The organism is Novosphingobium sp. 11B (assembly GCF_054589055.1).
Map to the genome: position 1 here is coordinate 8,458 of NZ_BAAILP010000069.1, position 18,683 is coordinate 27,140.

Annotated in this window: 12 protein-coding genes; 10 read left to right on the forward strand and 2 right to left on the reverse strand. The window is 65.6% G+C overall.

Annotated elements, in window-relative coordinates; translation table 11 throughout:
- The 9 genes from ACYPYD_RS06340 to ACYPYD_RS06380 form a co-directional block, all read left to right on the forward strand.
- A partial coding sequence (locus ACYPYD_RS06340) for an RNA polymerase sigma factor (protein WP_459662502.1) occupies positions 1-634 on the forward strand: 634 nt, incomplete at its 5' end.
- Positions 628-1,578, forward strand: coding sequence for a FecR family protein (locus tag ACYPYD_RS06345; RefSeq protein WP_459662504.1), 951 nt, complete (start codon positions 628-630; stop codon positions 1,576-1,578). The genes ACYPYD_RS06340 and ACYPYD_RS06345, both read left to right, overlap by 7 nt.
- Before the next feature lie 147 nt (positions 1,579-1,725).
- Positions 1,726-4,710, forward strand: a complete 2,985-nt coding sequence (locus ACYPYD_RS06350) for a TonB-dependent receptor (protein WP_459662506.1) — start codon at positions 1,726-1,728, stop codon at positions 4,708-4,710.
- 117 nt (positions 4,711-4,827) lie between these two features.
- Positions 4,828-5,757: an alpha/beta hydrolase fold domain-containing protein gene (locus tag ACYPYD_RS06355; RefSeq protein WP_459662508.1), complete on the forward strand. Its 930-nt coding sequence runs from the start codon at positions 4,828-4,830 to the stop codon at positions 5,755-5,757.
- The gene (locus ACYPYD_RS06360; protein ID WP_459662510.1) at positions 5,754-6,926 is read left to right on the forward strand and encodes a pectinesterase family protein; all 1,173 of its coding nucleotides are present in this window, start codon (positions 5,754-5,756) and stop codon (positions 6,924-6,926) included. Before ACYPYD_RS06355 ends, ACYPYD_RS06360 begins: the two co-directional genes overlap by 4 nt.
- A 49-nt stretch (positions 6,927-6,975) precedes the next feature.
- A complete protein-coding gene (locus tag ACYPYD_RS06365; RefSeq protein ID WP_008829305.1) occupies positions 6,976-8,793 on the forward strand; it encodes a putative bifunctional diguanylate cyclase/phosphodiesterase in 1,818 nt (605 codons plus the stop codon).
- Between the two features lie 75 nt (positions 8,794-8,868).
- A complete protein-coding gene (locus ACYPYD_RS06370; protein ID WP_155986493.1) occupies positions 8,869-9,267 on the forward strand; it encodes a hypothetical protein in 399 nt (132 codons plus the stop codon).
- A complete protein-coding gene (locus tag ACYPYD_RS06375; protein ID WP_459662511.1) occupies positions 9,264-12,062 on the forward strand; it encodes a response regulator in 2,799 nt (932 codons plus the stop codon). The genes ACYPYD_RS06370 and ACYPYD_RS06375 overlap by 4 nt, the downstream gene beginning before the upstream one ends.
- Positions 12,059-12,988 (forward strand): diguanylate cyclase, encoded by a 930-nt coding sequence (locus ACYPYD_RS06380; RefSeq protein ID WP_008829302.1) that lies wholly within the window; start codon positions 12,059-12,061, stop codon positions 12,986-12,988. The genes ACYPYD_RS06375 and ACYPYD_RS06380 overlap by 4 nt, the downstream gene beginning before the upstream one ends.
- 178 nt (positions 12,989-13,166) lie before the next feature.
- On the opposite strand, the gene ACYPYD_RS06385 is transcribed toward ACYPYD_RS06380, so the two are convergent.
- Complete coding sequence (locus ACYPYD_RS06385; protein ID WP_459662512.1) at positions 13,167-14,372, reverse strand: M24 family metallopeptidase; 1,206 nt, start codon at positions 14,370-14,372, stop codon at positions 13,167-13,169.
- A 102-nt stretch (positions 14,373-14,474) separates the two neighbouring features.
- Positions 14,475-15,827: an LLM class flavin-dependent oxidoreductase gene (locus tag ACYPYD_RS06390; protein WP_459662513.1), complete on the reverse strand. Its 1,353-nt coding sequence runs from the start codon at positions 15,825-15,827 to the stop codon at positions 14,475-14,477.
- Between the two features lie 342 nt (positions 15,828-16,169).
- Here ACYPYD_RS06390 and ACYPYD_RS06395 point away from each other — a divergent pair, with 342 nt between their 5' ends.
- Positions 16,170-18,650: a TonB-dependent receptor gene (locus ACYPYD_RS06395; RefSeq protein WP_459662514.1), complete on the forward strand. Its 2,481-nt coding sequence runs from the start codon at positions 16,170-16,172 to the stop codon at positions 18,648-18,650.
- Positions 18,651-18,683 lie beyond the last annotated feature (33 nt).

Sequence of the window (18,683 nt, forward strand, 5' to 3'; positions counted from 1 at the left end):
TTCATGGCAAACGGGAAATCCGAACGCCTTGAGGGAGGGTGCCACGCCAGGGGAGGCAGACAAGGAACTTGCGCGGCGACGCGGGACGGCCCTCTGGGTCGCGCGCGAGATCGTGCCCCATGAGGCGCGGGTCCGCCGCTGGCTGGCCCGGTCGCGCCTCTCGCCGGAGGACGTGGACGAGGTTATGCAGGAAGCCTACTGCCGGATCGCGATGCTGCCCTCGGTCGACCATATCGACCGGCCGCTGGCCTATATGTTCTCGATCACCCGCAACCTGTTGCTGCGCCGTCTCAAGCGCCAGCAGGTCGTGGTGCTGGAGGCCGTGAGCGAGATCGAGACATGGCAGGACGAAACCCCCTCGCCCGAGGAACAGGCCGCGAGCCGCATCAGCTACGAGCGGGTCCTGGCCATCATCGGCCGCCTGCCGGAACGGTGCCGCCGCGTGGTGGAACTGCGCAAGATCGAGGGCTGGTCCCAGAAGGAAATCGCCGCCCATCTCGGCATGACCGAGAAGGCAGTGGAGAAGCAGGTCTGGACCGGCGTGCGCGCCATCCGCGATGCCTGGACGCAGGCCGAGGCGCAGAGCGAGAACCGCATGCTCGGCACCGATCGCCGGGGCGCGCGGTCATGGTGACGCTCGCAGGCGATCAGGCTCGCGACGAGGCGGCGCGGTTCGTGGCGCGCATGGACGCCGACGACTGGACCGAGGCCGACGAGAGCGAACTTCAGGCATGGCTGGCCGAAGACCCGCTGCGTCATGGCCTGCTGCTGCAGGTACAGGCACAGTGGCTGGCGCTGACCCCCGAGGTCGAGGCACCGGCTGTCCCCGTCGAGGAGGAAGAGGAACCCGCACAATCCGGCTGGGGTCGTCGCGGCGTGCTGGCGGGGCTGGCGGCATCGGCTGCGCTTGCCTTCGTCGGGCTGCGCTGGAGCCAGAGCCCGGCAGCTTATACGACGAAGCTCGGCGAGATCCGGCGCCTGCCGCTGCCGGACGGCTCGGTGATGACGATGAATTCGGGCAGCGAACTGACCGTCAGCATGGCGACCAAGCTGCGCGAGGTGCAACTGGCGCAGGGTGAGGCATGGTTCGAGGTCGCCAAGGACGCGCAGCGCCCCTTCGTCGTTGCGGCCGGAAACGTCCGCGTGCGCGCCGTGGGAACGGCCTTCTCGGTGCGGCGGCGTGAAACCGGGGTCGAAATCCTCGTCACCGAGGGCATCGTGGAAACTTGGGCGGACGGCGACCAGAGCCTGCGCATGAAGTTGGAGGCCGGGGACCGCGCGATGCTTAGCGCCCATGCGGTGATCGACTACGAGACCGGCATTTCCTCTTCCGTCGACCGGGCGCTGGCATGGCGCGGCGGCATGATCGACCTCAACGGCCGCACGCTCTATGACGCGGCGGACGAGTTCAACCGCTACAACCAGCGCCAGATCATCATCGCCGACCCGCGCGTCGCCCGCGAGGAGTTCGACGGCCTGTTCCGCGTCAACGACCCTGAAGGCTTCGCCGAAGCGGTGAAGGCCAGCCTCGGAGTGTCGCTCGACACCAGCAATCCGAACCTCATTCGGATCGAATGATAAAGAAATTTGAAATGATGAGAAGGAATATCCGCTCCGGAGACTCTTAAAGGGCACAGGTGAAAAGAAACCTGACGGATCGGGACATTGGGAGGGATAATGAATACTTCGGACATTCGGAGTGCCTTGTTCGCATCATCTGCGATCATGTGCATGGTAGCCTCGCCGGTTCAGGCGGCAGCGCAGACGCGGCAGTTCGCGATCGAGGCGCAGCCTGCCGAAACCGCGATCAGCCAGCTTGGCCGACAGGGCGACATCCAGATCATCGCGGCGCGCCGCCTGACGCATGCCGTACGCACCAATGCCGTGCGCGGCGAGATGAGCGTGGACGACGCACTGAACCGCCTGCTGGCGGGGACCGGTCTCACCGCCCGCCGTACCGGGCCGGGTTCCTATGCCATTGTCGCCCGCGCCACGCCTCCGATGTCGCCGCGCACCCTGACGCAGACCAGCCTGACCTCGGCCCCGAGCGTACAGGCGCCCGTCGCCGCCGCACAGGCCGCATCCCCGGCGGCAGAGGCCTCGGATGAGGAACCGGCTGCGAACTCCGAAATCCTCGTCACCGGCTTTCGCGGCAGCCTCGCCAAGGCGCAGGACCTGAAGCGCCGCGCGGTGAACCTCACCGAAAGCATCATGGCCGAGGACATGGCCAAGATGCCCGACCTCAACCTCTCGGAATCGATCCAGCGCCTGCCCGGCGTCGCGATCTCCCGCGAAGGGGGCGAAGGCCGCAACATCACCCTGCGCGGCTTCTCCCCCGACTTCACCCGCACGACGCTGAACGGCATGGAAGTGCCCGCCAGCAGCGACGGCCTCGATTCCGGCGGCTTCACCATCAATGCCGGCCGCGCCTTCGACTTCCACGTCTTCGCGTCCGAACTGTTCAACCGCATCGACGTGCAGAAGACGCAGCGCGCCTCGATCGAGGAAGGCGGCATCGCCGGCACCGTCGATCTCTATTCGGCCAAGCCCTTCGACTTCAAGGGCTTCCATGTCGTCGGATCGGCGCAGGGCGGATACAACACGATGACGCGCAAGGTCGACCCGCGCGCGACGGTGATGGTGTCCGACACGTTCGCCGACGACCGCATCGGCTTCCTGCTTTCCGCCGCCTATTCCAAGCGCACGGTCTATCAGGAAGGCTTCTCCAGCGTGCGCTGGACCTCGCCTTATGTGAACGGCGACAGCTGGGCGGACACCAATCCGACCGTCACCGGCACGCCCGAGGATTGCGGCGCTGCCGACCGACTCGACTGCCTGTGGGCGCCGCGCCTGCCGCGTGCGGACTTCTTCGGCAACGACCAGAAGCGCCTCGGCCTGACCGGCTCGATCCAGGCCAAGCCTATCGACGGACTGACGCTCAGTCTGGACGCGCTCTATTCGCAGCTCGACAACGACCGCTACAGCTACAACTCGATGGAGTGGCTACTGACTCACGGCACCCCGGGCAACTTCGTCGGCCAGACCCCGCTGTCGTTCACCGTCGCGCCTGACGGCAAGCAGCTGGTCGCCGCCGCTTTCGACGACGTGACATCGTGGTACGAAAGCCGCCACCAGACCTCGACCTCCAAGTTCCGCCAGTTCGTGTTCTCGGGCGACTACGAGGTGACGAGCAACCTCAAGATCGACGCCATGGTCGGCAAGGCGCGCGACACCGCCGATCGCACCGAGCTGCGCTTCTACGCCCGCTCGGTGCCGCACTACTATGCCTACGACTATTCGGGCAGCAAGGACGTCGCCAAAGTCGATTACGGTGATTACGACCCGAACGATGCCACCAACTTCATCAACGCGACGACACCCGCCAATCGCCTGAACAACGTCGTGAAGGACAACTTCACGGCCAAGACCAACGCCACCTTCACCAAGGGCCGCTTCACCGCGCAGGCGGGCTTCGCCTACAACCGCCGCCTCGTGCGTTATTCCGAGGCTCAGGGCGAGCTGCCCACCTTCGATCCGTCCAGCTACATGACCGCCTTCCCGTACAGCCACTTCGGCAGCGGCGTGGTTTCCGGGGGCCTGCCGACGTTCGCGGTGATGGACTTCGACGCGATCGGATCGTCGGGCCTTTTCTCGGGCAACTACACCACCAATGTCGCAGCGGGCTGGGAAGTGGTTGAAAAGACCACCGGCGGCTACGGCGAAGTGACGGGTGAGATCGACATCGGTTCGATGACCCTGCGCCTCGACGGCGGCGCGCGCTGGGTGCGTACGGACGTGGAATCGAGCGCGGTGATCTCCGGATCGCCGGTCGACGTGAAGCGGCATTACGACAACTTCCTGCCCTCGTTCAACGCGGCACTGAACATCACGCCCGACCTCGTGGCGCGCTTCGCCTATGCCCGTTCGATGACGCGGCCGGGCCTCGCCTCGCTCAACATCGCCGCGCCCGTGTTCGAGTACACCACGCGCACGGTGAGCAACCTGGGCAATCCCGCGCTCAAGCCCTATCTGTCGAACGACTTCGACCTCGGCTTCGAGTGGTACTTCAGCAAGGGCGGTCTGTTCTCGGTGGGCGTGTTCAAGAAGAACATTATTAGCTCGCTGACGACCTCGGTGGTGCAGCAGTCGGTCCCGCAGGAATACTGGGCCGCGATCTATGCCGATCCGCGCTACGACGCTTCGTACCAGGCGGACCCGGCGACCGCACAGTACACCTTCTACAGCACCGTGAACTCATCGGACGGCAACAGCGTGAAGGGGCTGGAGGCGACGCTCAACGTGCCGTTCACGTTCCTGCCGGGCGCGCTTTCGTACTTCGGCATCGCATCGAACTACACCCATGTCTCTGCCCGCGATTCCACGGGGTTGTCGCCCAACTCCTACAATTTCACGGCCTATTATGACACCGGTGACCTTGGCCTTCGCCTCTCGATCAACAAGCGCGACGACTATCTGCTGAGCCAACCGGGCGGCAACGGCCACGTGCAGGAACGCAAGTACGGGCCGACGCAAGTGGACTTCTCGGCCTACTACAACCTGACCAAGCAGATCAGCGTCAACCTGCAGGGGATCAACATCACCAACGAACGGGAGCGCATCTACGGCACCGGCGACGGAACTCAGTATCTGGTGCGCGAATTCTCCAAGACCGGCGCGCAGTGGTTCGTGGGCGCCCGCTACCAGTTCTGATAACTGGAAGGACCGCTGCCCAATACCCCTCGGGCGGCGGTCCTCTTTTTCGTTTTTCGGGAGTGATATAGAGTGCCGGGTTCAAGCAAGTTCGCATGTGCGCTGGCCTTTGCCGCCATGCTTCTGCCGGGCCACGCTCCGGCGCGCGAGGCGGATGACAGCTACACGATCGGCCAGCGCTTCGCACAGTACCGGGACACGTTTCCCGGGATCGCATGGCCCGCCGTTACCTGGCGTGAGGGTCAGTCGGTGCTGTTCGACCGGCCCTACAAGAACACCGGGACCCGCGATCTGCATATCGACGTGTTCCGCCCCGCGGCGGGAGCCAACCGGCAGGGCATTCTGCTCGTCCACGGCGGAGGCTGGCGCGCGGGGGCGAAGACGCATTTCTATGCGCTGGCGAATCTCCTCGCCCAGCGCGGATATACCGTGTTCCTGCCGGAGTTCCGTCTATCGGTCGAGGCGGCCTATCCGGCGGGGATGATCGACATCGGCGACGCACTGGCATGGACACGCGCGCATGCGGCCGAGTTCGACGTCGATCCCGCCCGCATCGCCGTGGGCGGTGCTTCGTCCGGCGGGCAGATGGCCTCGCTGCTCGCCTATGCCGGGCCTTCCGGCCTGTTCGGCTCGGGCACGGAGCGCACCGCCGCCGCGCTGATCGACCTCGACGGCGTGCTGGACTTCACCACCCCGCAGGCGCTGCAGTTCGAGAATGCCGCCGGGGAGGCATCGCCCGCCGCGCGCTGGCTCGGCGGTTCCTACGAGCACGCCGCCGCACGCTGGAAGGAAGCGAGCGCCGCCAGCCATGTCGGCGCACAGTCACCGCCGACGCTGATCGTCAGCAGCGGCATCCCGCGCTTCACCGGAGGCAAGGCCACGGTGCTCGCCTCCCTCGAACATCACGGCATCGCCCATCGTTTCTTCGCCTTCGAGAACGCCCCCCACGATTTCTGGCTGTTCGAACCGTGGCTGCCCCGCGTCGCGGAGCAGATCGACGGCTTCCTCAAAACCCTTGAACCGGCGCGAGGGAGCGCACCTGAATGATCCGCAGACTTGCGTTCACATTGGCAGCGATGCTGTCCACCGGAACCGCGATGGCGGCGCCGACCGAGTACGTCGTGCGGCCCTCGTGCGGGGACGGCGCGGCGCCGTGCTACACGTCGATCCAACGTGCGCTCGACGCGGCAGCGCGCGACGGTTCCGAAAACTGGATCACGATCCGCGTGGCACCGGGCGACTATGCGGAGAAGCCGGTGATCTCCCGCAATCGCCTGCGCCTGATCGGCAGCGGCGCGCAGCGCACGCGGGTTCACTTCGGCGCCGTAGCCCAAACCGCGAAAGGCTGGCACCGCGACGGCTGGGGCACGCCCGGCTCGGCGACGCTGATGGTGGACGCAAAGGACGTGGTGATCCGCGACCTGACCATCGAGAACACCTTCGATTACCTTGCCAATGACCGCCACCCGCAAGGCAGCGCGGAGCGCATCGCCAACCCGCAGGCCGTCGCCCTGCTCCTCGACGTGCACAGCGACCGCGTGCTCGTCGATCGCACGGCAATCCTCGGCTATCAGGATACGCTGTTCACCAACGGCGGCCGGGCGCTGGTGCGCCGCAGCCTGGTGGCGGGCAACATCGACTTCATCTTCGGCAACGGGCAACTGCTGATCGAGGACAGCGAGATCCGCTCCCGTCCGCGCAGTGAGCCTTACGTTCCAGGCGAGTTCCAGTCCTTCATCGCCGCGCCATCGACCCAGTTGTCGCAGGCGCACGGCATCATCGTCTACCGCTCGCGCCTGACCCACGAGGCCGGGGTGCCCGACGGCGCCGTAGCGCTCGCGCGGCCGTGGCATCCGACAACGCGCTTCGCCGACGGGCGCTATGCCGACCCTGCGGCCGTCGGACAGGCGATCTTCATCGACTGCTTCATGGACCGGCATATCCACCCGGACCACTGGACGACGATGAACGGCACCGCCCGCGACGGCACCATGACCGGGGTGTTCCGACCGCAGGACTCCCGCTTCTGGGAGACCGGCTCCCACGGCCCCGGCGCGAAGGCGCGCGATATCGGTATGACCTGGCGCGAGACCACAGGCATCGACGCTATCCGGCGCGATATCCTTGCCGGGTGGAGCCTGCAGGACGAAGCGCGTCGAACCCGCGCCGGAACGAAGGCGACCCGTGCACGGCCCCGCAGGACTATGGCAAAATAATTAACCATTGTCGGCCAGACTGACTCCCGGCTGACCGGGCTGGGAGCCGATGACCGAGTTACAGAATACGATCCTCGAGATGATCGCCAAAGGCGAGACACTGGCGGACACAGCCTTGCGGCTGTGCCTCGAAGTCGAGCGCCTCGTTCCCGACGTAGTCTGTTCGGTCGTTACGGTGGACCAGCTGGGCCGCCTTCACACGCTCGCCGCCCCCAGTCTTCCGCAAAGCTTCTGCGCGGCCATCGAGGGACTCGGCATCGGCCCCGAAGTCGGCACCTGCGGCACCGCGGCCCATCGCGGGCAGGAGATCACCACCGCCGACATCGCCAACGATCCACGCTGGGCGGACTTCAAGCACCTTGTCCTGCCGCTGGGCATCAAGGCCTGCTGGTCGCACCCGATATTCGACGCCCGCCGCCGCGCCGTCGCCACCTTCGCTTTCTACTACCGCGAGAAACGCGGCCCGTCGCAGCTCGAGCGCGAGATCGTCGAGCGCTGCGTCCACGTATGCGCGATCGCGCTCGACCGGCACCGGCGCGTGGTCGAATACGAGCGGCGCGCCAATACCGACGCGCTCACCGGCCTCGCCAATCGCGGAGCCTTCAATGCCGCCCTGCACCACCTCGATGCCGCCAGGCCGGGTAGCTGGGCGCTGTTCCTGCTCGACCTCGACAACCTCAAGTTCGTCAACGACACCTTCGGACACCGCGCGGGCGATCTCCTGCTCCGGCAAGTTGCCGACCGCCTGACCATCGCCGCCTTCCCCGACCGCGCCTACCGCATCGGCGGAGACGAATTCGCGATCGTGGTAGAGAGCGAGGCGGCGCTGCGCGATCTCGAACGCACGGCGCAGACATATCTGGACGAAATCTCCTCGACCGCCAATTGCGGGGGCAACGTCGTGTCCCCGGGGGCCACGATTGGCCTCGCCGAGTGCTCGCTGGCCGACACCACGGCCGAGCAGGTGCGCCAGAACGCCGACTTCGCACTCTATCACGCCAAGGAGACGGGGCGCGGCGGCTTCGTGCGCTACTGGCCGGGCATCGGAACGCGGATGACCCGGCGTCTCACCGCGATCCGCGACGTTAACGCAGCCCTGCGCGAGAACCGGATAGAGGCGCACTACCAACCCGTCGTCGATATACGCAGCGGCGAGGTCGTCGGCCTCGAGGCGCTGTCCCGCATGCGCATCGGCGAACAGGCCGTGCCCGCCGCCTCGTTCCACGAAGCGACGACCGATTCCCACATCGCACGCACTCTCACCCAGCGCATGATGGCATCGGTCGCGCGCGATATCCGTGAATGGCTTGCGGCGGGGATCGCTGTCCCGCAAGTCAGCATCAACGTCTCGTCCGCCGACTTCCACGGCGCCTCGATCTACGGTCTGCTGAGCAATACCTTCGAACGCGAAGGGGTGCCGCTGAGCCACGTCAGTCTGGAAGTGACCGAATCCGTCTACATGGACGAGGCGGGCGTCGTGCGGAAATCGGTGGAAGCCCTGCGCGCCAAGGGGCTGAAGGTGGCCCTCGACGATTTCGGCACCGGCTACGCCTCGCTCACGCACCTGATGAGCGTGCCGGTGGACTACATCAAGATCGACAAGTCCTTCGTCGATCGCATCGTTTCGCATGCCCCCAGCCAGATCATCGTCGAGGGGATAATCGACATCGCGACGAAGCTCGGAATCCGTGTCATCGCCGAAGGGATCGAGACGGCCGGACAGGCACGCAAGCTGATGGCGCTTGGGTGTACGCTGGGTCAGGGTTTCTTCTATTCCCGTGCCGTACCGAGCGATGCGGCGGCGGTCCTGATGGCCGCGCATCCACGCGGGCGAGGAATCACACTGGCCGGCGGACGGTTACAATAGTGAAATGTGCCGGATCGAACGGGAATCCTGCACCTCTTTAACCAAAAAATAGCCATAGTCTCGTAGGCGGTGGGCATGATTTCTTGGACAATACATCGTCGGGCGGAGTCGCGTGCTTGCGCGTCGCGGAAAGGCCCTTCCCCGCAAGGTGGCCTGCGCGACTTCTTACCCGCTGCCGGACTGCTCGCCGCGGGGCTCGTCGGACTGACGGCTGGCTGGCTGCTTTCGGGCACGCAGTCGGGCCAATACCTCGTGGTCATGGCGCCGACCTCCTCCTTGGTCGATAGCGTCAATCTCGTCACCCGGACCGGCGGCCGCCTCGCAGCCACCAGTTCGCTGCCCAATGTCGTGATAGCCGGGTCTTCCCAGGCCCACTTCGCCGCGTCGCTTCGCAAGGCGGGCGCGTGGCTCGCTGTTTCCGTTCCGGCCGTCGCGGGATGCGGCGCCCCTTCTTCGCAGGAGCAGACCTCTTGAACGTCGAACTCGACCAACTGCGCCGCAAGTCCGGGCGCCTGCTCCTCTGGCTATTCTGGGCGCACGTGCCCCTCTTCGCCGTGGTGGCGCTGCTGACGAGCCACAATGCGCTCGCCGCCGCGCTGGCCGGCACCCTGGTGGCGGGCAGCTACCACGTGATGTGGCTGCGGCACGGCATCGCGCCCGCGACGCGCTACCTCTCCGCCGTGGCGCTGATGGCGGAACCGGCGATCCTGCTCGTCCTGCTGCGCGGCCATCCGTGGCAGATGGACATGCACATGTACTTCTTCGCCATGCTGACGCTGACCATCGGCTGGTGCGATCGCCGCGCCGTTCTGGTCGCCGCGACCGCCGTGGCGCTGCATCACCTGTTGCTGCTCTACCTGCTGCCCTCGGTCGTTTTCGCGGGCGGGGGCAACCTCGGCCGCGTGCTGCTCCATGCCGTCATCGTCACCTTCCAGGCGAGCGTGCTGGTGCTGCTGAGCGACCAGCTGGTGGAATCCTTCGCCCTGCGCGAACGCACCCGCGAAGCGGAAGAGGCGAGCCGCGCCAAGAGCATGTTCCTGGCCAACATGAGCCATGAAATCCGCACGCCGATGAACGCGATCCTCGGCTTCTGCCACCTGATCGGCCGAACCGACCTCGACCCCAAGCAGAAGGACTACGTCTCCAAGATCGGGCAGGCGGGCATGTCGCTGCTGCGCCTGATCAACGACATCCTCGACTTCTCGAAGAACGAAGCTGGCAAGCTGACGCTGGAGGCCAACCCCTTCGACGTGCGCAACGCGGTCGCCAACCAGCTGCAGCTGGTCGCAGGGGATGCCGAGGCCAAGCGGGTCCGCGTGACGTCCGAGATTTCCCGCGCCCTGCCCCATCGCCTGATGGGCGACGAACTGCGCTTCAACCAGGTGCTGCTCAATCTCGTCAGCAATGCTGTCAAGTTCTCCGAAAACGGCAGCGTCACCGTCGGCCTCGACATCGTCGCGGAAGTCGACGACCAGTTCACCGTCGAACTGCAGGTACGCGATACCGGCATCGGCATGAACGCCGAGCAGCAGGCGGCGCTGTTCCAGTCCTTCTCGCAGGCGGACAGCTCGACCACCCGGCGCTTCGGCGGCACCGGCCTCGGCCTCGCGATCTGCCGCCAGATCGTGGAGCAGATGGGTGGCTCGATCCGCGTCGAGAGCGCGCCCGGACAAGGCAGCACCTTCGTTGCCCGCATGCAGATGGCGCGCGAGGATGAGACCGCCGCACTTGAGCCGGCCGTGCCTCCGCAGATCCGCGCCCTGCGCGTGCTCGCTGCCGACGACAACTCGGCATCGCGTCAGGTCCTTCAGGACATCTTCGCAGGCTGGGAAATCCCGCTCGATCTCGTCGCGTCGGGTGACGAAGCACTCAGCGCCATCCGCGGCGCGGACGAGGCCGGCCATGCCTACGACCTCGTTCTGCTGGACTGGAAGATGCCCGGCATGAACGGCCTCCAGACGGTCGAGGCGATGCAGGCGATGGATCATGCCGCGCCGCTGCCCCGCACCCTCATCGTCACCGCTTACGGCGCCGACAGCCTGCTGCCCGGCGGCACCCCCGCCCACGTCGCCGCGGTCCTGACCAAGCCGATCGCACCCCGCGCGCTGCTGGAGACGATTATCGAGGTGGCCTCGCAAGATGCCGGACCGGCCGGCGATGCCACTCCGGAAGACGCACCGAGCCTGGCGGCCCAGTTCCAGGGCGCGCGCGTGCTGCTGGTCGAGGACAACGAGATCAACCGCGAAATCGCCATCGAACTGCTTACGCAGGCCGGTCTGGTGGTGGACCAGGCGGAAAACGGCCGCATCGGCTGCGACCGCGTGCAAGCCGCCAACGGAAACTACGCGGCCGTCCTCATGGACGTGCAGATGCCGGAAATGGACGGCATTGCCGCAACCCGCCTGATCCGCGAGACATGGTCCGCAGACCGCCTGCCGATCATCGCCATGACCGCCCACGCGCACGAGGAAGAGCGCCAGCGCTGCCTCAACGCGGGGATGAACGATCATATCTCCAAGCCCGTCGATCCGGCCATGCTGATGCGCACGCTCGAGCGTTGGCTGAGGCCGGTCGCCACCGGAATGCCGGTGGCGACACCCGCTCCGGTCGTCGTGGCGGCGCAGGCTCCCGTACAGGACGTCGTCCTGCCAGAGACCCTGCTGCCGTTCGACTTGCGCGCGGCCCTGCTGCGGGTGAACGGCAAGGCCTCGCTCCTGCGCAAGCTCATCATCACCTTCGGCGAGACTTATGCGAACGTCGGGCAGGACCTGCGCACCCATATCGCTGGCGGCTTGCTCGCCGACGCGCGCCGCCTTGCACACAGCCTCAAGGGCGTGGCAGGTTCGCTGGAACTGCCGGACATCCAACGCTCGGCGGCAGAGATCGAGCGGATGCTCGCCGATGGGGATGCGCTGCAGGCGCAGTCCGCGATCGTCGACCTCGAGACGCTGCTGGCTCCGGCCGTCGCCGCCGCGCGCAGCCTCACCGCGAACCGCACGGCAGCCGCCCCGGCGACCGACGGGGATCGCGACATGAGCGCAGCGGCGGCGGCACGCGACGAATTGCGCGGCCTGCTGCGTCGCCGCAGCCTCGGCGCGAGGGCCAGCTTCGGGCGCTACGCCGCTGCGATCGGCCTCAACGACGACGAGCGCGCGGCACACCCGGTAAATCGCGCCCTTGAGAAACTCGACTACGATACGGCAATCGACCTCCTCGACGCGGAAGAAGCCGCCGCCGAGACAGTCGACCAGGCAGGAGCAGCGGCATGAGCAGGGGCACGATCCTCATCGTCGACGACGAGGTCTCGAATATCGAGATCATGAATGCGGTGCTGGAGGACGACTACGAAGTCCTGTTCTCCACTTCCGGCCAGCAGGCGCTGGATACGGCGCGGGCCACGCCGCCCGACCTCATCCTGCTCGACGTGCTGATGCCCGGGATCGACGGCTTCGAAGTGTGTCGTCAGATTAAGGATGACCCACAACTCGCTGATATTCCGGTGATCTTCACGACGGGACTTGGCGATACCGATCACGAGATGCGCGGCCTGTCGCTGGGCGCGATCGACTATGTGACAAAGCCGATCCAGCCCGCGATCCTGCGCGCCCGGGTCGGCAACCACATCGAACTCAAGCGCCTGCGTGACCAGTTGGCCAGCATGGCGGTGACCGATGCCCTCACCGGGCTCAGCAACCGCCGCCAGATGGAGCAGGCGCTCAAGTCCGAGGTGGGGCGCCTCGGCCGTACCGGCGACTGGCTGACGGTCATCATGATCGACATCGATTTCTTCAAGCAGTTCAATGACACCTACGGCCACCCGGCCGGAGATCGCTGCATCGTTATGGTCGGCGCGGCGCTTACCCGTGCCGTCAAGCGCGCGTCCGACCTTCCCGCTCGCTACGGCGGCGAGGAGTTCGCCTGCATTCTCCCCGGTGCCGATCCCGAAGGCGCGGCGCTGGTCGCGCAGGAAATCAGCCTGCATGTGCAGTCGCTCAACATCCCGCACGAACGTTCGCAGATCAGCCCGTTCATTACCGTCAGCATTGGCGTCGCCAGTGCCCGTTGCCTGCCGGACATGACCCCCGAGATGTGGATGAAGGAGGCGGACCGCCAACTCTACCTAAGCAAGCAGCAAGGCCGGAACCGCGTAACCTCGACCGAGTTCGGTGCGGTCGTGGACAACCTGCAGGCCTGAACAGCCACCCCCGCGCTCGACATATTCACAGACAGGGGATTTCAACGCTGAATTGTATATGAAAACATTATTTTTCATATAGATATGGTAAATTTATGCTAACATTTTGAGATATACGCTGCAATGCTATAAGCAACCTGCCGTAATTATCTTATTGTGCTGAAATAAAAACATATAGCTATATGATAAGGAAAGGCTCGCTGCGGTCGTTCAACGGTTCGCAGCCGTCTTCGGTGATCAGCCACAAGTCCTCGAGGTGCACGTTCCCGGTGGCGTCGAGGTGCAGCACGGGGCAATCGACGCTGACGACCATGTTTGCCTCGACACGGTGGTCGCCCTTCTCGAAGTTGAGCGCACCGCCCTTGAACGCCTCGTCGGTATGGAACAAGCCGACGCTGTGCGTGGCGCAGGAGACGGCCACATCGTAGCCGCCGCGTGCCACCGCATCATGCCCGATCCGGCGGATATCGGAGTAGTGAAGTCCGGGGCGCAGTTCACGGGCGATGGCATCGTTGGCGCAGACAGCCGCCTCCACCATCCGCATGACGATGGGATCGGGCGTGCCGACGAATACCGTCCGCCCGAAATCGCCGTGATATCCGGCGTAGTGGCTGACCGCATCGATCTGGAAGCTGCGTCCGTCCCTGATCACGCCGTCCCGTCGCCGCATGGCCATGCTGTCGGTCGAGACGAAGAGCGGTATGCCGCCGCGCCGCCCGGTCTCGGCGAAGAAGGCGAGCCGCAGCTCCTCGTACGTCGATCCCGCTCGCATCGACAGGATCGCCGCGCGGGCGGCTTCGGCATTGTTGGCGGCGGCATGGCGCATGAGCGCGATCTCGACCGGCGACTTGATCATGCGGATGCTGCGAAGCAGCGGCTCTGCGGGGAAGCACTTGCCGCTCAGCCCCAGAGCCGCCGCCGCATTCAATGTATCGACGGCAAAGCTCGTCCCATAAGCGGCCACCGCCGCTCTCAGGGCCGACGCGGCATCGGGATAGGCGGGCCTGCGCGAGAGCACGCCCAGTGTTGCAGTCCGGCTGATCATGTCCAGCGGATCGGCGCGCCCGCCCGGCGGTTCGTCGAGGAAAATCGGCGCTGCAGCGTCGCCCTCCAGTCCCTCGGGCGCGGTATAGAGGAAGATGTCGAGCGGGCCGCCCTCGGCCGGGTCTTCGACGTCGTGGAGATAATGGATGAACTGGCTGGTGATCAGGATCACCGGCTGATCGGCCGCCGCCGGGACGACCGCCAGGACCGCGCCCGACTGGCCCATCAGCACCATCTGCGGCCAGAAGCCGGTCGCGTGGTAAATGTTCGTCGGGTCGGACAGAACCAGCGCCGACACGCCGCTCTCGGTGAGCACACGTTCGGCGACGGCACGGTTCATCAAAGGCGCAAGCGCGGGCATGGAGCAGTCGTTTCCTTGAGGCACGGATAAAGGCGCGGCGTCGTCAGCCGACGTGCCGCGCGCAGGACGGGGTTTTACGGCTCACCAGATTTCGGGACGGGACCTCAGGCCGGGATCGAGGTCGAAGGCATTGACGGGAACGGTGAGACCCAGGTTCTCGCGCAAGGTCGCGCCTTCGTATTCCCTGCGGAAATGGCCACGATCCTGAAGGATCGGGACGACGTGATCGACGAAGTCCTCCAGCCCGCCCGGCAGGAACGGTGCGGAGATGACGAAGCCGTCGGCGGCGCCCTGCTTCTCCCACTCTATAAGCGTCCCGGCCACGTCCTCGGCGGTGCCGACGATGGTGTGCCCGGTCCGACCGGCGGCGACCCTGCGCGCCAGTTCGCGCACCGGCAGGCCCTCGCGCTCCGCCAGTTCGAGCACGCGGTCCCGCGTCGAGTTCTGACCAGCCAGCGCCGTTTCCGGCAGCGGCGGCAGCGGACCGTCGGGGTCTGCCTGCGACAGGTCGATATTGCCGAGCAGCCCTTCGAGCTTGGAGATGGCGATCTCGGCCGGGATCAGGTCGTCCAGTTCGTGCTTCAGATCTTCGGCTTCGGCAAGGGTACGTCCTATGACCGGGGTGACCGCAGGCGTGATCTTGAGACCGTCCGGCGTGCGGCCGAACCCGGCCAGTTGCGCGTGCATCGCGGAGCGGAAGGCCTTCGCCGTCTCGATCGTCGGGTGCGAGGTGAAGATGACTTCGGCGGTCGCCGCGGCGAAGCGCTGGCCGGTGGCCGAGGCCCCCGCCTGCACCAGCACCGGGTGACCCTGCGGCGGACGCGGTACGGTCAGTGGCCCGGCGACCCTGAAGTTCGCGCCCTCGTGATCGACGGCGCTGATACGCGAAGGGTCGGTGTAGCGCCCGCTCGCCTTGTCGGCGGCGACGGCGCCTTCCTGCCAGCTGTCCCACAGCTTGCGCGCAACGGCCACGAACTCCTCTGCCCGGGCGTAGCGATCGCCATGTGCGAGGTGGCTGTCGAAACCGTAATTGTGCGCCTCGTTCTCCATGGTGGAGGTCACGATGTTCCAGCCCGCGCGGCCACGGCTCATGTGATCAAGCGAGGCGAAGCGGCGGGCCAGATCGTAGGGATGATTGTACGTGGTAGACGCCGTGCCGATCAGGCCGAGGTGCCGGGTTGCCGTCGCGATCGTCGCCAGCACCACGAGCGGGTCCAGCTTGGGCGTCTCCAGCCCGGCGAAGACCGATGCGCCCCGGACCGGATGATAGCCGAGGTAGTCGGCCAGGAAGACGCCGTCGAACAGCCCCTTCTCCGCAGTGCGGCCAAGTGCGCGAAAATAGTCGGCGTCGCACAGGGCATTGTCGGCGGCGCGGGAGTGGCGCCAACCGGCGATATGGCCACCGGTCTGCATCAGGAACGCAAGCAGTTTCATGACGTCTTTGGCGCCTCGCGTCGAAGAATTGAGCCTGTCGGGGATCACCCTCGTCGGGAACGGCGGCCGAAGCCAGCCTCGCCCCCTGACATGTCCGGATAACGAGCACGACTTGGCCGCCCACGCTAATCAGGATTCCTTGGAGGTGATAAGGGGTTCTGATTTCCGGCGCGAAAAAAAGCAGTGTTACCTTGCACTCATCAAGCGGCGATTTGATGACAGCAAGCCGTCCAGTGCTCGATGCAATGCTTAATAAAGAAACACGATAAAAGTTTCACGCAGGAAGAACGATCTCAAAACTCAGACCAATAATGGTCAGGGATCGAAATGGGGAAAGCAATCATGACCAGCACATCGGCGCTACATCGCGCCGTTCTTTTGTCCTGCACGTCGATGATCGTCGCGTTGGGCCTTTCGACCAACGCCAATGCGCAGGCATCCGGCGCCGATACGACGGCGAGTGCGCCCGGCGACATCGTCGTGACTGCCCGCAAGCGCGGCGAGGACATTCTCAAGACCCCGATCTCGGTCACCGCCCTGACGGGCGAGGACATGCAGAAGCGCGGCGTGCAGTCGGTCACCGACCTTGCCTCCTTCACGCCCAGCATGAAGATCGTGTCGAGTTCGTCGGGTCGCAACGACCGCTCGTTCCAGCAGGTCATCATCCGCGGCTTCACCCCATCGAGCGCTTCGGTCCAGACCGCCTCGATGTTCATCGACGGCGTGCCGGTCTCGACCGCCACCGCGATCCAGACGATCTCCGACCCCGAGCGCATCGAAGTGCTGAAAGGCCCCCAGAGCGCCTACTTCGGCCGCCAGACCTTCGCCGGTGCCGTCAACGTCGTGACCAAGTCCACGCCCGACCGCCTCGAAGGCAGCTTCTCGGGGATGGTCGGCACGCGCGACAACCATGACATCCAGGCCTCCATCGGCGCGCCGTTGATCGAGGGCCTCGTCGGCTTCCGCGCGACCGTGCAGGAAATGGCCAAGGGCGGTTCGTGGAAAAACCAGGGCGTGCCCGGCCAGACGCTCGGCGACCAGCGCACCCGCGCCGCGACGCTGGCGATGGAGTTCACCCCTTCCTCGAACCTGAAGGCGAAGGCCTTCGCGATGATCTCGAAGAACAACGACGGTCCGAACGCGACCGGCCTGCTGGCGGCGCACGCCGTCACCAACCCTTCGAACGGCGCGGTGATCGTGCCGGATTCCTCGAACTGCGCCTTTGGCGCCAACCGCTACTTCTGTGGCACCCTGCCCGGCCTGCCCGCCGGCGCGCCTTCGATGAACACGGTCAACACGCCCTTCATCGAGGACTTCCTCGCCAACCCGAAGGGCCGCCTGATCAACCCCGAGGACGGCGTCCAGGGCTATGGCCTGCGCAGCCGCTTCTATCACCTGCACTTCAACGTCGACTGGGAGGTCGGCAGCGGCATCACTCTGTCCTCGCTCACCGGCTACAACAACGAGAGCCGCAGCCAGTTGTCGGACCTCGACCTCTATTACAACACCACTGCGCCGAATTCGACCAACGCGGTCGGCACGGCGCCCGGAGCACCGAGCTACTTCGACTATCCCTACCTCGTCGAAGCCAAATCCAAGGACTTCTCGCAGGAACTTCGTGCAAGTTATGATGATGGCGGACCGTTCACCGCCACGCTCGGTGGCAGCTATCTGAACGCGACGTTCCAGGGCGGCGGCGGCGGCAACAACGGCGCGCTCGGCACCAGCCAGTTCAGCGTCGTTTCGGGCAAGACCCGCAACCGCACCTTCGGCGCCTTCTTCGGCCTCGGCTACAAGATCACGCCGGAGCTGAGCATCAACTTCGACGGCCGCTACCAGATCGACACGATGTATGCCTATGCCCGCCCGGGCGGCCAGACCATCGCCTCGGCCGCCTTCGCGACGCCGGGCTTCTACGAGGAAGGCTCGGTTCTGGCCAAGCAGACCTACAAGAATTTCACCCCGCGCGTGATCGTCAACTACGACGTGACGCCGGACATGATGGTCTATGCCTCGTACTCGAAGGGCGTGAACCCGGCGGCATTCAACACCGTGTTCCTCTCCAACCTGAGCCCGGCGGCACAGGTTCTGGCGGCGGACGCGGGCCTGCGCATCGCGGTGAAACCGGAAAAGCTCGACAATTTCGAGATCGGCGCCAAGGGCAAGGCGTTGGACAACCGCGTGCGCTACGCCGTTGCCGCCTACTACGGCATCTGGAAGGACCAGCTGAACGCCAACGTCATCACCCTGGTCGATCCGGCGACGAGCGTGGTTTACAACATCCAGGCCCAGCTCAACACCGGCAAGGTCAAGATGTACGGCCTCGAAGGCGACTTCTCCTTCGCGGCGACCGACCACCTGACAGTCTCAGCCAACGGTTCGTACAACGAAAGCGACATCCGCAAGCTGAGCGCACCCACGGTGACCGCCCTTACCGGCATCACCGACTTCAGCGGCAACCACAATCCGCTGGCCTCGCGCTGGTCGGGCTCGGTCTCGGCCAACTACACGATGCAGCTGCGCGGTGACGTGGAGGCCTTTGCCCGCGCCGACTTCACGTACAAGTCGGGGGTCTACACCAATGCCTCCAACCTGACGAAGACGCCGGACATGACGCAGGTGAACTTGCGCGCAGGCTTCGGGAACGATCGCTTCACGTTCGAAGGTTTCGTGACCAACCTGTTCAACAACAAGGCTTATCCGGCCGCCATCGACTTCACCCTGCTGGAGCGCACCAACTCCTACCTCTCGCCGTTCTCGGGCGTTGCGGTGGCACTGCGCGACCTGCGCACGTTCGGTGTGCGATCGACCGTGAAGTTCTGACGAGTGCCGATGCGCGGCGGGGAGCACCCTCGC